The sequence below is a fragment of the Modestobacter sp. URMC 112 genome (assembly GCF_053502575.1).
Genome location: NZ_CP199957.1, coordinates 2656332 through 2669746 on the forward strand (window position 1 = coordinate 2656332; position 13415 = coordinate 2669746).

14 protein-coding genes are annotated in these 13415 nt (G+C 74.8%); 2 read left to right on the forward strand and 12 right to left on the reverse strand.

Annotated features, from left to right (window positions below):
• Positions 1–12: 12 nt before the first annotated feature.
• The 10 genes from gcvP to ACWIX6_RS12415 all read right to left on the reverse strand — a co-directional run bounded on the left by gcvP (position 13) and on the right by ACWIX6_RS12415 (position 9356).
• Positions 13–3036 (reverse strand): aminomethyl-transferring glycine dehydrogenase, encoded by a 3024-nt coding sequence (gcvP, locus tag ACWIX6_RS12370; RefSeq protein WP_448612728.1) that lies wholly within the window; start codon positions 3034–3036, stop codon positions 13–15.
• A gap of 117 nt (positions 3037–3153) precedes the next feature.
• The gene (locus ACWIX6_RS12375; protein WP_448612729.1) at positions 3154–3723 is read right to left on the reverse strand and encodes a MerR family transcriptional regulator; all 570 of its coding nucleotides are present in this window, start codon (positions 3721–3723) and stop codon (positions 3154–3156) included.
• A 223-nt stretch (positions 3724–3946) separates the two neighbouring features.
• Positions 3947–4438: a bifunctional nuclease family protein gene (locus ACWIX6_RS12380; RefSeq protein WP_448612730.1), complete on the reverse strand. Its 492-nt coding sequence runs from the start codon at positions 4436–4438 to the stop codon at positions 3947–3949.
• A 132-nt stretch (positions 4439–4570) separates the two neighbouring features.
• On the reverse strand, positions 4571–5329 hold the full coding sequence (ftsR, locus tag ACWIX6_RS12385; protein WP_448612731.1) for a transcriptional regulator FtsR: 759 nt from the start codon (positions 5327–5329) through the stop codon (positions 4571–4573).
• Between the two features lie 61 nt (positions 5330–5390).
• Positions 5391–5912, reverse strand: coding sequence for an oxoglutarate dehydrogenase inhibitor Odhl (gene odhI / locus ACWIX6_RS12390; RefSeq protein WP_448612732.1), 522 nt, complete (start codon positions 5910–5912; stop codon positions 5391–5393).
• A 260-nt stretch (positions 5913–6172) separates the two neighbouring features.
• On the reverse strand, positions 6173–6577 hold the full coding sequence (gcvH, locus tag ACWIX6_RS12395) for a glycine cleavage system protein GcvH (RefSeq protein ID WP_448612733.1): 405 nt from the start codon (positions 6575–6577) through the stop codon (positions 6173–6175).
• A 96-nt stretch (positions 6578–6673) separates the two neighbouring features.
• Entirely contained in the window at positions 6674–7519 is an 846-nt protein-coding gene (locus ACWIX6_RS12400; RefSeq protein WP_448612734.1) for a DUF881 domain-containing protein, read from the reverse strand.
• Entirely contained in the window at positions 7516–7848 is a 333-nt protein-coding gene (locus tag ACWIX6_RS12405) for a small basic family protein (RefSeq protein WP_448612735.1), read from the reverse strand. Before ACWIX6_RS12405 ends, ACWIX6_RS12400 begins: the two co-directional genes overlap by 4 nt.
• A gap of 3 nt (positions 7849–7851) precedes the next feature.
• Positions 7852–8781 carry a DUF881 domain-containing protein gene (locus ACWIX6_RS12410; RefSeq protein WP_448612736.1) on the reverse strand — a complete coding sequence of 310 codons (930 nt, stop codon included), beginning with the start codon at positions 8779–8781 and terminating at the stop codon, positions 7852–7854.
• Complete coding sequence (locus ACWIX6_RS12415) at positions 8778–9356, reverse strand: CDP-alcohol phosphatidyltransferase family protein (RefSeq protein WP_448612737.1); 579 nt, start codon at positions 9354–9356, stop codon at positions 8778–8780. Before ACWIX6_RS12415 ends, ACWIX6_RS12410 begins: the two co-directional genes overlap by 4 nt.
• A 437-nt stretch (positions 9357–9793) precedes the next feature.
• Here ACWIX6_RS12415 and ACWIX6_RS12420 point away from each other — a divergent pair, with 437 nt between their 5' ends.
• Complete coding sequence (locus tag ACWIX6_RS12420; protein ID WP_448612738.1) at positions 9794–10690, forward strand: alpha/beta hydrolase fold domain-containing protein; 897 nt, start codon at positions 9794–9796, stop codon at positions 10688–10690.
• Between the two features lie 35 nt (positions 10691–10725).
• Here ACWIX6_RS12420 and ACWIX6_RS12425 read toward each other — a convergent pair whose 3' ends face one another.
• Positions 10726–11256 (reverse strand): hypothetical protein, encoded by a 531-nt coding sequence (locus ACWIX6_RS12425; RefSeq protein ID WP_448612739.1) that lies wholly within the window; start codon positions 11254–11256, stop codon positions 10726–10728.
• A 144-nt stretch (positions 11257–11400) separates the two neighbouring features.
• Here ACWIX6_RS12425 and ACWIX6_RS12430 point away from each other — a divergent pair, with 144 nt between their 5' ends.
• Positions 11401–11934 (forward strand): DUF1360 domain-containing protein, encoded by a 534-nt coding sequence (locus ACWIX6_RS12430; RefSeq protein ID WP_448612740.1) that lies wholly within the window; start codon positions 11401–11403, stop codon positions 11932–11934.
• 27 nt (positions 11935–11961) lie between these two features.
• Here the strand turns inward: ACWIX6_RS12430 and ACWIX6_RS12435 are convergent, their stop codons facing one another.
• Positions 11962–13284 (reverse strand): ATP-dependent 6-phosphofructokinase, encoded by a 1323-nt coding sequence (locus tag ACWIX6_RS12435; RefSeq protein WP_448612741.1) that lies wholly within the window; start codon positions 13282–13284, stop codon positions 11962–11964.
• Between the last annotated feature and the right edge of the window lie 131 nt (positions 13285–13415).

A 13415-nucleotide genomic window follows, 5' to 3' on the forward strand; every position in this document is an offset into this window, starting at 1 on the left:
GGGTCCTTCCGCTCAGGCCTGGGCGGCCACCACGTCGGCCGTCGTCCCGAGGTCGTCCGGTGCGCCGGTCGCGCGGTCGGGCACCGTGGCCACCGGCGGCTGCGCCGCGTGCGGCTCCTCGAACGCCTCCGGCGGCGGGCAGGAGCACACCAGGTTCCGGTCGCCGTAGGCGCCGTCGATCCGGCGGACCGGCGCCAGGTAGCCGCGGCCGACCAGGCCGGGCACCGGGTACACCGCCGCCTCCCGGGGATAGGGCCGGGACCACTCCCCCGCCACCATGGCCAGCGTGTGCGGGGCGTTGCGCAGCGGGTTGTCGGTGCGGTCGTACTCGCCGGTGGCGACCTTCTCGATCTCGCCGCGGATGTGCACCATCGCCTCGACGAACCGGTCGAGCTCGGCCTTGTCCTCGCTCTCGGTCGGCTCGACCATGAGCGTGCCGGCCACCGGGAAACTCATCGTCGGGGCGTGGAACCCCAGGTCGATGAGCCGCTTGGCGATGTCGTCGTTGGTGACACCGGTCGCCTTGGTCAGCGGCCGGATGTCCAGGATGCACTCGTGCGCGACGAGCCCGTCGGCGCCGGTGTAGAGCACCGGGTAGTGCTCGCGCAGCCGGGCGGCGACGTAGTTGGCGGCGAGGATGGCGTGCTCGGTGGCGGCCAGCAGGCCGTCGGGGCCCATCAGCCGCAGGTAGGCCCAGGAGATCGGCAGGATGCCCGCCGACCCGTAGGGGGCGGCCGAGATGGCCGGGCCCTGCCCGCCGGTGTCGACCAGCGGGTGGCCGGGGAGGAACGGCACCAGGTGCTCCCGGACGCCGATCGGCCCGACGCCGGGACCACCGCCACCGTGCGGGATGCAGAAGGTCTTGTGCAGGTTGAGGTGGCTGACGTCGGAGCCGAACCGCCCCGGCCGGGCCAGCCCGACCAGCGCGTTGAGGTTCGCCCCGTCCACGTAGACCTGCCCGCCGGCGTCGTGCACCGCGGCGCAGATCTCGCGCACCTCGGTCTCGAACACACCGTGCGTCGACGGGTAGGTGATCATGATCGCGGCCAGCCGGTCGGCGTGCTGGTCGGCCTTGGCGCGCAGGTCGGCGAGGTCGACGTTGCCGGCCTCGTCGCAGGCCACGACGACGACCCGCATCCCGGCCATGACGGCGCTGGCGGCGTTGGTGCCGTGCGCCGACGACGGGATGAGGCAGACGTCGCGCTGGGAGTCCCCGCGGGAGCGGTGGTAGCCGCGGATCGCCATCAGCCCGGCGAACTCACCCTGGGAGCCGGCGTTGGGCTGGACGCTGACCGCGGCGTAGCCGGTGATCTCGGCCAGGCCCTCGCAGAGCTCGCCGATCAGCCGGGTGTAGCCCCGGGTCTGCTCGGCGGGGGCGAAGGGGTGCACGTCGGAGAACTCCGGCCAGGTGACGGCGGCCATCTCGACGGCGGCGTTGAGCTTCATGGTGCACGAGCCCAGCGGGATCATCGTGCGGTCCAGGGCCAGGTCCTTGTCCGACAGCCTGCGCAGGTAGCGCAGCATCGCGGTCTCCGAGCGGTGCGTGGAGAAGACCGGGTGGGTCAGGTAGGGCGTGGCCCGGCGCAGCGCGGCCGGCAGCGCGTCCGCGCCGCCGTCGTCCAGCGCGCTGGGGTCGGCAGGGACGCCGAACGCCTCGGCGACCAGCCGCAGGGTCTCCACCGACGTCGTCTCGTCGCAGGCGACCGCGACGGTGTCGCCGTCCACCCGGCGCAGGTTGACCCGCCGGGCGGCGGCCGCCGCGACCACGTCGTCCGCCCGTCCGGGGACGGCGGCGAGCACGGTGTCGAAGAAGTCCCCGTGCACGACGTCCACCCCGCCGGCGCGCAGCCAGGTCGCCAGGGTGACGGCGCTGCGGTGCACCCGGGCGGCGATGGCCGCGAGCCCCTCGGGGCCGTGGTAGACGGCGTAGGCGCCGGCCATCACGGCGAGCAGCACCTGCGCGGTGCAGATGTTGCTGGTCGCCTTCTCCCGGCGGATGTGCTGCTCGCGGGTCTGCAGCGCCAGCCGGTAGGCGACGTCGCCGTCGGCGTCGACCGACACCCCGACCAGCCGGCCGGGGAGCTGGCGGGCCAGGCCCTCGCGGACCGACAGGTAGCCGGCGTGCGGGCCGCCGAAGCCCATCGGGACGCCGAAGCGCTGGGTGGTGCCGCAGGCGACGTCGGCGCCCCACTCCCCCGGTGCCTCCAGCAGGGTCAGCGCCAGCAGGTCGGCGGCGACGACCACCGCGGCCCCGGCGTCGTGGGCGGCGGCGGCCAGCGCCCGGTGGTCGCGGACCGCGCCGCTGGCGCCGGGGAAGGACAGCAGCACGCCGAACGCCCCGGCCACGGGCAGGTCGGTGGGCCAGCCGGCGGACAGGTCGGCGACGTGCAGCCCGATGCCCAGCGGCTCGGCCCGGGTGCGCAGCACGGCCAGGGTCTGCGGCAGCGTGTCGGCGTCGACGACGAAGACCGCATCCGCCTTGGCCCGGCCGGCGCGGCGGACCAGGGTCATCGCCTCGGCGGCGGCGGTGGCCTCGTCCAGCATCGAGGCGCCGGCCACCGGCAGGCCGGTGAGGTCGGCGACCACCGTCTGGAAGTTGATCAGCGCCTCGAGCCGGCCCTGGCTGATCTCGGGCTGGTACGGCGTGTAGGCGGTGTACCAGGCCGGGTTCTCCAGGATGTTGCGCTGGATGACCGCGGGGGTGACGGTGCCCGAGTACCCCAGGCCGATCATCGACGTGAAGACGTCGTTGGCCGCGGCGCGCTCCTGCAGGTCGCGGAGCACCGCGGCCTCGTCGCGGGCGGCCGGCAGGTCCAGGGCGGTGCGGTCCCGCACGCCCTCGGGCACGCAGGCGTCGGCGAGGGAGGCCAGCGAGTCGTGGCCGACGGCGGCGAGCATGGCCGCGGTGTCGTCCAGCCGGGGGCCGATGTGCCGGGTGGCGAAGGAGCCCCCGGTGGCGAGCGCGGACAGTGACGGCAACGGGCCGGTCAGGGGCGGGATCGCCGCCCCGTCCGTCCCCGGCGAGTGGTCGACCATTGCTGCGACGCTACCAGCGCCCCGCCACCCGTCGACCCGGGTACGGCCCCACTGTGCGGCCCCCTTTCAGGGACCCGCCGCGAGCCTGCGAGCGGTGGGGGGAAAGGGGGTCCTCTTTCAGCCGGCGGCGCGGCGGCGGCGGCGGGCGGTGAGCTCGTCGTCCACCTGCTGGCCGCTGCCGTCCAGCCGCTCGGCGGGCAGCTCGGCGAGCTCGCCGGACAGCTCCCGCAGGGCGCCGGAGACGGCGATGCCGAAGACGCCCTGTCCCCCGGCGAGCAGGTCCACGACCTCCTCGGCCGAGGTGCACTCGTAGACGGTGGCGCCGTCGGAGAGCAGGGTCACGTTGGCCAGCTCGCGGACGCCGCGCTGGCGCAGGTGGTCCACGGCCTTGCGGATGTTCTGCAGCGAGACGCCGGTGTCCAGCAGCCGCTTGACCACCTTGAGCACCAGGATGTCGCGGAAGGAGTACAGCCGCTGGGTGCCCGAGCCGGTGGCGGTGCGGACGGACGGGGCGACCAGGCCGGTGCGGGCCCAGTAGTCCAGCTGCCGGTAGGTGATCCCCGCGGCGGAGCAGGCGGTGGGGCCCCGGTAGCCGACGGCGTCGTTGTCGACCTCGTCGTAGGCGGGTGCGCCCACGGCCTTGTCCGAGAACAGCTGACCCTGCGCGCCCTCGCCCTGCTCGTGCACGTCAGCGCCTCCTCGTGTCCCACCGCGCCACCCGAGTCCGGGGACGCACCACGGTCGCGGAACCCTCGAGTTCCACGGCGGTGATTCGCCTGACCGTAGGCCGGGCCGGGAGACCGGTCAACCGAGGCGCGCCGTGTCCAGCAGTGCATCACCCCTAGAGGGTGGCCCCGCTGCAGGGGCCCGCCACGAGCGTGCGAGTGGTGGGGGGCAGCGGGGTCCTTATTCAGGAGGGGCCGCCGCCCTGACCGGACCCGGCGCCGAAGTCCTCGGGGCTGATGTTGTCCAGGAACTCCCGGAACTTCTCGACCTCGTCCTCCTGCTCGTCGGGGATCTCGATCCCCACCTCGTCGAGCAGCGCCTCGGCCCCGAAGATCGGGGCACCGGTGCGGACGGCGAGGGCGACGGCGTCCGACGGGCGGGCGCTCACGGTCCGCTCGTCGCCGAAGACGAGCTCGGCGATGTAGATGCCGTCGCGCATCTCGGTGATGTTGACCGCCTGGAGGCTGGCGCCCAGGGCGTGCACCACCTCGCGCAGCAGGTCGTGGGTCATCGGCCGGGCCGGCCGCACCCCCTGCTGCTCGAAGGCGATGGCCGCGGCCTCGGTCGCGCCGATCCAGATGGGCAGGTAGCGCTCCCCCTGCGTCTCCTTGAGCAGCAGGATGGGCTGGTTGCCGGGCAGCTCGACCCTGACACCGACGACTCTGAGCTCCTGCACGGCTGGCTCCCTCCGCTGAGTGGCACGTCTGTGGTGGAACAGACCGTGCAGCTCGGTCTCGGCTGGTCGAGACCGGCGCGCGGAGGACTGGTCGTCCCCCTGCCCCGGTCCCTGCACGAGGTTACGCCAGGGTCAGGGTCCTAGGACGTCCCGCAGGCGGGCCTCCAGGAGCGCGGTGTGCAGCTGGACCGACAGCCCGGCGAGGTCCTGCAGCTGCTCGGTCGCCCGGGCCCGGGCCTCCTCCGACCGGGCCCGCAGCAGCGGGGCCACCAGCTGCTCGAGCAGGTCGGCCTCGCGCTCGGCGGCGGTCCGGTATACCCGCAGGTGCCGGGGTTCGATGCCGTGCCGGGCCAGCCCCGCCGCGGCGCGCGCCACCGGCAGGTCGCCGGCCGGGTGCCGGCCGCCCTCGTCCCGGCCGACCAGCCCGAACTGCACGCAGTCGGCGAGCTGGACGTCGTCCAGGCCGGCCGCACGGGCGAACTCCTCGGGCGAGAGCCGGGCGTCCGACGGCCGGCCGGCCAGCGACCCGGCCAGCGTCACCGTGAGCCCCTCCGGGTTCCCGTCGGCCGCCGCGGTGCCGGGCAGCGGCTCGCCCCGGTCCAGCGCGTCGAGGTGCTCCTTGATGACCCGCAGCGGCAGGTACTGGTCGCGCTGGGCGCTGAGCACGTACCGCAGCCGGGCGACGTCGGCGTCGCTGAACTTGCGGTAGCCCGACGGCGTCCGCTGGGGATGGACCAGGTCCTCGGACTCCAGGTACCTGATCTTGCTGATCGTCACGTCGGGGAACTCGCCGCGCAGCGCGCCGAGCACCTCGCCGATGGTCAGCCGGGGTGCGGTGCCGTGGGTGGTGTCCCGGTCAGCGCTGCCGCTGGGCTGGGGCACCGGGCTCACCGACCGCTCCCCCGCCGATCAGCCCCGCGGGCGGGGCGATCCCCGCGTCGGACCGGGGGCGTCATGCCCCGACGGACTCGCCGGTGCGCGGGCCGGTCAGGTACACCAGGCGGAACTTGCCGATCTGCACCTCGTCGCCACCGGCCAGGGAGGCGACGTCGACCGGCTCCCGGTTGACGTAGGTGCCGTTGAGGCTGCCGACGTCGTGCACGGTGAAGCCGCCGCCCTCGCGGTGGAACTCCACGTGCCGGCGGCTGACGGTGACGTCGTCGAGGAAGATGTCGCTGTCGGGGTGCCGGCCGGCGGTGGTCACGTCCTGGTCGAGCAGGAACCGGCTGCCCGCGTTGGGGCCGCGCTTGACCACCAGCAGGGCCGAGCCCGCGGGCAGCGACTCGACGGCGCCGGCGTGCGCGTCCGCGGCCGACTCGGCGGCCTCGGCGACCTCACCGGTGTCCTCGCCACCGCCCACCTTGGGGATGACGCTGGTGGACTCACCGACGCGCTCGGGGCTCAGCGCCGAACCGCACTGCGCGCAGAAGCGACTGCCCTCGGGGTTCTGGTGTCCACATCGAGTGCAGTGCACGTCTGTCTCCTCCGGTGCAGGCGGCACCGCCGCGAGCCTGTGCTGCGGCCGCGGTCGGCCGGCGGACGGCGGACCGGTCGGCCCGTCGTGGGTCGGCCACCGCGGGTCGCGGCGGGCCGGGGTCATGCAACCAGTCGGTCGGCCCGAGGGTCAACCGGCGGTCCGGGCTGGCGGACGGGGTGCTCCGCTGCGCGGGGCGGCTCCTGTCCGTCGTGGCGATCATAGTGACCGTCCCCCTGGCCCCCGACGGAGGAGGTGGGTCAGGACGCGTCGGCGACCGCCTGGTATCCGGCCGCGTCGAGCAGGTCGGCGGTGGGGTCGTCCCCGTCGCCGGGGACGCTGATCTCGACCAGCCAGCCCTCGCCGTAGGGGTCGGAGTTCAGCAGCTCCGGGGTGGCCTCCAGGGCCTCGTTGCGGGCGGTCACGACGCCGGCCACCGGGCTGTAGACGTCCGAGACCGACTTGGTGGACTCCACCTCGCCGATCGGGTTCCCGACGGTGACCTCCTCCCCCACCTCGGGCAGTTGGACGAAGACGATGTCGCCCAGGGCGTCCTGCGCGTGGTCGGTGATGCCCATCCGGACGACGGTCCCCCCGTCCCCAGGGCCCTGGACCTGCGCCCACTCGTGCTGCTCGGTGTAGCGGCGGTCGTCGGGCGTGGCCATGCGGCATCTCCAGGTGAGGCGGGTCACGACGTGGGACGGCCTCGGTGCAGGGGCCCGGCCCGAGCGGGGCGAGGGCTGGGGCACCGAGGTCCTTCCTCAGTCGCCGGCGGCGGGCTCAGCGTATTGAGGCGTGTCCAGCGGCCGCAACGCGTCCACGACGACCTGCTCGCGCTCGACGATCTCGACCTCGCCCTCGCGCAGCCGGACCTTGTCGACCACGCCGTTGGGGATCTCCATCGCCGTGGCCATGTCCTGCGGCGAGCCGATGACCTCGAACACGTAGGGCGGCTGCACCGACCGGCCGTCCACCGCCAGGTCGCCGGGGTCGCCGGTCACCGCGGTGCTCACCGCCACCCGGACGTCGTCGACCTGCATGGTCTCCGCACCGGCACCGCGCAGCTCCTGCACGGCGTCCAGCAGGACGGCGGCGGGCACCCGCCCGGCCGGGTCCCGGATGGTCATCTCGATGCCGGGACCCTGGGCCGGCAGCGTGCCGTTGAGGATGCCGAGGGCCTCCGCGCGCTCGCGGGCCTCCTCCAGCGCCGCCGCCGACTGGCTGTCCGAGCTGCTCAGCTGGTCCAGCAGGTCGCGCTGCTCGGCGATCTGCTGGCGCAGCCGGTCCTCGCGGCCGGTGAGGTCGTCGAGGATGCGGACCAGGTCCTCCTCGCGGGCCCCGGCCAGCGCCGTCCCCTCGTCGGTGGTGCGCACCTGGACGGCGAACGCGAAGCCCAGCAGCAGGGTCAGCACGCCGATCAGGGTGGCGGCCAGCGGGTCCCGCCGGCGGCGGCGGGGGCCGTCCGGCCCGGTCCCGCCCGGCCCGGTCCCGCCCGCCTCCGCGGGGTCGTCCTGGACGACCTCGGGGGCGTCGGGCTCGGCCGGCTGCGGACCGGCGGCCGGCCCGCCGTCCGCCGGTCCCCGCGGTCGGTCCGGGGTCGCGTTCATGCCCGGAACAGGTGCCGTCGGATGGCCGCGGCGTTGCCGAAGATGCGGATGCCCAGCACCACCACCACCGCGGTGGACAGCTGGGCGCCCACCCCCAGCTGGTCGCCGAGGAAGACGATCAGCGCCGCGACCACCACGTTGGAGACGAAGGACACGACGAAGACCTTTGCGTCGAAGATCCCGTCGAACCGGGCCCGCACCCCACCGAAGACGGCGTCCAGCGCGGCCACCACGGCGATCGGCAGGTAGGGCTGCAGCCACAGCGGCACCGTCGGGTCCAGCAGGAGGCCGAGGACGACGCCGATCGCGAGGCCGATGATGGGGATCACGCGTCAGCCTCCGTCGGTGGGTGTCTGGTCGGCACCGGCGGCACCGTCCGGCGCGCTGTCCGGGACCAGCAGGCGGGCGGCGCGCACCTCGGCACTGCGGCCGGCGGGCAGCGACAGCTCGTCGGCCCGGGCGAACTCGAACGTCAAACCGTAGTCCCTCTCCAGCCCGGCCACGTAGCTCGCCTCGGGCGAGCTGAGGAAGCCGTTGGTCAGGCCGTCCGGGTCGCCGACGGCGGACACCACGTAGGGGCTGGTCACCGGCCGGAAGTCCACCAGGATGGCGCCCCCGGCCTGCCGGATCGCCGAGGTGGCGCCCAGCCGCTGCTCGTTGACGCTGATCGCCTCCGCACCGGCCGCCCAAAGCGCGTTGACCACCAGCTGCAGGTCGCTGTCCTGCACGAGCCCGGCCAGCGCGACCTCCGGCGACCCGCCGACCGGGTCGGAGTCCGCATCCGCGGCCGCGTTCCCGACGGTGACCTGCAGGCCCGGGCCGGTCACCGCCACGACGCCCGCGCCCTGCTCGGCGGTCGCCAGCCGCTCCAGCGCCCGCTGACCGACGGCGCTGGCCTCCAGGGCGGCCTCGCGGGTGCCGGCGACCTGCAGCACCAGCTCGTCGAGCTGCTGGGCCAGGTCGTCGGTGGTCGCCGACTGCACCTCGATGTCCTCCACGAGGGCCTCCCGGACCTGCTCCCTGCCCTGGGCGCCCAGCGCCGCCTCGCGGTAGGCCACCGCGGCCAGCAGACCGGCGACGACCAGGGTGAGGGCGACGAGCAGCTGGTCCTGCCGCCTGCTGCGCAGCGCGGCCCCGGTCGACCCCGCTGCCCGGCGGTCGGCGGCCGCCCGGACGTAGGCCGGGTCGAGGGTCTCGGCCAGGACCTGGTCCAGCAGCGAGGCACCCAGGGACCGCTGCCGCCCCGGCACCGGGGCGGTCACGCGGTGCCGCCCCGGAGCAGGCGCGCCGCCTGGGCCACGTAGAGGCACCCGCCCAGCAGGTACAGCGCACCGCCCCAGATGGTCAGCGCGTAGGCGAAGGGCCGGGCCAGGCCGGCCAGCGGCCCGTCGCCGTCGGCGAGCAGCAGCAGCGGGAAGGCGTACAGCAGGAGGAAGGTGGCCGCCTTGCCCAGGTAGTGCACCTGCAGCGGCGGCCAGCCGGCCCGGCGCAGCAGCAGCAGGGTGACCCCCAGCACCAGCTCGCGGCCCACCAGGGCGGCGACCACCCACAGCGGGACGACATCGCGCAGCACGAAGGCGATCAGCGTGGCGACGATGTAGAGCCGGTCAGCGGCCGGGTCCAGCAGCGCGCCCAGCCGGCTGGCCTGCCCGAGGCTGCGGGCCAGCTTGCCGTCGGCCCAGTCGGTGAACCCGGACACCATCAGCACGACGACCGCCCAGCCGTCGGCCTGGGGGCCCAGCAGCAGCCAGAGGAAGAGCGGCACGCCCAGCAGCCGCAGCACCGACAGGGCGTTGGGCAGCGTGAGCACCCGGTTCCCGAGGTCGTCGCGGGACACCGGTCCCACCGGTCCGCGCCCTCCGGGTCCGCTGCCGGGCACGGTCGCCCCCGCCCGACCGTCCGTCGCCGTCACCGGTCCTCCGCCTCGCCGTCCACCACAGGTCAGGCTAGTGCCCGGGGCCGACGTCGGACGCCGCCCTGCCCTGCCCTCGGCCTCGTGTCAGCCCCGCGCTCCCGGGTCGCCGCCGTCCTCCCCGGGGCCCGCTCCCCCGGCCGGGCCCGACCGGGTACTCCCCTCGGGCGGTTGCTGACCGCGCCCGGAGGGCGCGCGCGGTCAGTCGTTGCGCACCCACCGGCCGCTGTCGCGGCGCAGTGTTGGGGATAACGGTCGAATGGAGACGGCGCGCCGACGGCCCCTCCCGGGTGCTCGGCCGGCCCCGCCTACCGTGGCCGTGCCGCCCGGGCTCGGCCGGCCCCACCCGCCGAGGAGACCGCATGCCCAGCCCCGCCGGACGCCTGCTCCCCCCACTGCTCCGGCTGCTGCGGTTCAAGCGGCTGTTCGAGAGCCCGGCGGCGACGCGGGCGCGGATCGACGGCCTGCTGGTCCGCCCCGCCTCCTTCGCCCCACCCCGGCTGCTCCGCCGCGACGTGCGGGTCGACGTCCGGCACGACACCGGCTGGCCGGTCTACGAGGTGAGCCCCCGCCGCGGGCGGCCCACCGGACACGTGCTGTACGCGCACGGCGGCGCCTGGTTCGGCGAGATCACCCCGGTGCACTGGCGGGTCGTCGCCGGGCTCGCCGCGGCCAGCGGCGCGAGCTTCACCGTCCCGATCTACCCCCTGGCGCCGCTGGGCACCGCGGGCACCGTCGTGCCGGCGGTCGCCGACCTGCTCGCCGGGCTCGTGGAGCGGCACGGCGCCGGGCACGTCACCGCGATGGGCGACTCGGCCGGCGGCCAGATCGCGCTGTCCGCCGCGCTGCTGCTGCGCGACCGCGGGGTGCCGCCGCTGCGCCGCACGGTGCTCATCTCCCCCGCGCTGGACCTGTCGCTGAGCAACCCCGGGATCGACCTGGTCGAGCCACTGGACCCGTGGCTGGCCCGGCCGGGCACCCGGGTCGCCATCGAGCTGTGGCGGGCCGAGCTCCCGATCGATTCCCCGCTGGTGAGCCCCCTGTCGGGGGACCTGACCGGCCTGGGGCCGCTCCAGCTGTTCAACGGCACCCGGGACATCACCAGCCCGGACACCCACCTGCTGGTGAGGCGGGCCCGGGAGGCCGGCGTCGAGGTCGAGCTGCACGAGGAGCCGGACCTGGTGCACGTCTACCCGCTGCTGCCCGTCCCGGAGGGGCGGCGGGCGCGCCGGGCCATCGTCGCGGCGCTCTGCGACTGACCTCCCGCGGGCACCGCCCGGCGCCCCGCCGGTGGTCAGCCGGCGGCCTGCTCCCGCAGGTACCGGTCGAGGGTGAGCCGCAGCGGCGCGCTGACCGGGGCGTCCACGGTCACCTCGCCCGCCTGCTCGAAGGTGAAGGTCACCGACAGCGACTCGGAGCTGCGCAGCGACTCGTCCACCCCGGCGAGCACCAGCACCGGTCCCTCCACCCCGTCGGTGTACACCGTCTCCCCGGCCGGGACGGTCACCGCCGGGTCGCTGCTGGCCGGCTCCTCGTCCACCACGACCCCGGTGAAGTCGGGGCCGGAGAGCCCGATCAGCTGGTCGTCCTCGCGGCCCTGGTTGACCATCGCCACACCCAGCAGCGCCGCCGTCCCGATCTCGTAGATGCCGTCCGGGGGGTTGTCCAGCCGGACGTTGCGCAGCTCCATGTCGCCCACCGACGCGCTGATGCCGGGGCCGCCGGCGCCTGGCTCCTCCTCCGCCGCTCCACAGCCGCTCAGGGCCACCGAGACCCCCACCAGCAGGCTGCCCAGCGCCGCCGTCCTGCGGTCGTTCCCTCGCACGCGTCCTCCTCGGTCTCGGCGCCCCTCGCCGGAGTGGTCGGGGTCGCCCTCACGGGACAACTCGCCGCGGGTGGCAGGGGTGCCCGGCCGTGCACGAGCACATCGCGCACGGCGGACCCCGCGGACCGGTGCGAACATCGGGTGATGCAGGACGACACGGGCAGCAGCGCCCCGGACCCGGCCGCGGTCGTGCACCGCGAGAAGCACGCCTACACCCAGGGCGAGGAACGCCCGCTCGGCTCCTTCATCGCGCTGATGGGCGCCTACGGGGCGGCCGTCGCCGCGCTGTCCGCCGCGGTCCGGCTGAGCGGGCGCCCGCTGCCCGAGCGGCTGTCCGGGAGCGACCTGGCCCTGGTCACGGTGGCCACCCACAAGCTCGCACGGCTGGTCGCCAAGGACCCCGTCACCAGTCCGCTGCGGGCGCCGTTCACCACCTTCGCCGGCACCAGCGGGGAGGCCGAGCTCGCCAAGGAGGTGCGCGGCACGGGTCCGCGCAAGGCGGTCGGCGAACTGGTCACCTGCCCGTTCTGCCTGGGCCAGTGGGTCGCCACCGGGTTCGTGTTCGGCCTGGTGCTCGCCCCCCGGCCCACCCGGCTGGCCGCGTCGGTCTTCACCGCGCTCACCGGCGCGGACGTGCTGCAGCTGGCCTACGCGAGGGCCCAGTCCTGGGCCACCTGAGCGGCCACCGATCGGCCGCCGGAGCGGTCACCCGAAGCGGACGGGCTGCCCGGTTGCCTCGAGCACCGACAGCCACAGGTCGCCCAGCGGGTCGACGTGGTTGCGGCGGCTGACCGCCAGCGGCATGGGGATGTGCACGAACCGGCGGCGCCGGCGGGCCACGATGACCTCCGTGCGCCCGGCCATCGCGGCGTGCACGGCGGCGTGGGCCAGCCGGAGGCAGTAGGCGCTGTCGAACGGGTTGGCCGGCACGCTGCGGATCGCGTAGCTGGGGTCGAAGTAGCGCACGTTGTTCTCCATGCCGTGCGTGTCGAAGTGCTCGACGATCCGCTTGCGCAGCAGGCGGCCGATGTCGCCGAAGCGGACGTTGCCCGAGGCGTCCCGGCCCGGCTCCTCCTCCTCGATGAACTCCTGCCCGGCGCCCTCGGCCACCACCACCACGGCGTGCCCGCGGTCCTGCACGCGATGGCGCAGGTGCTCCAGGAACCCCCGCTCGCCGTCCAGGGCGAAGGGGACCTCGGGGATCAGGACGTAGTCGGCGTCGTCCTTGGCCAGGGTCGCGTAGCAGGCGATGAAGCCGGAGTGCCGGCCCATCAGCTTGACCAGGCCGATCCCACCGGGGGCGGAGCGGGCCTCGACGCTCGCCGCGTGGATGGACTTCGTCGACTCCGCCATGGCGGTCTGGAAGCCGAAGCTCTGGTCGATGTAGGGGATGTCGTTGTCGATGGTCTTCGGGATCCCGACCACGGCGACCTTGAGACCCCGCTCCCCCACCACCCGGACGATGTCCATGGCGCCGCGGATGGTCCCGTCGCCGCCGATGACGAAGAGGATGTTGATGTTGAGGCGCTCGAGGGCGTCGACGATCTCCTCCGGGTCCTGCTGGCCCCGGGAGGTGCCGAGGATCGTGCCGCCCTCGTCGTCGATGTGCATGACGACCTCCGGGGTGAGGTCGACGACGTCCTCGCCGTAGCGCGGGATGAACCCGCGGTAGCCGTTCCGGAACCCGACGATGCGCCGGACGCCGTAGTGCCGGGAGAGCTCGAGCACCAGACCGCGGATCACGTCGTTCAGGCCGGGACAGAGGCCGCCACAGGTGACTATTCCGACCCGGGTCTTGGCCGGGTCGAAGTAGATCTTCTTCCTGGGGCCGCCCGGCTCGAGGCTGGGCAGGCCCTCCACCGGCACGCTGCGGGCCCCGGCCATGGAGATGGTGTCGTCGAAGAGGATCCGGTCCTCCTCCACCACGGAGTGCTGCGTCGTCTCCCGCTCCGCCAGCCGCGGCGCGAGCGGCGAGTCGATCCGGCAGGGACCGAGCGTGCGGACAGCGAGGTCCTCGTGTCCGACCATGCCCGGAACGGTGCCACATCCCCCGCCGGCACGGGCGACACCCCCCGCGCGACGCTCCGATGGGCCGTCCCCGGACGCCGCGCCGGGCCGTCGGCGAAAAGAGCTTGTCGTGAAGTCCACTGGAGGTAGCA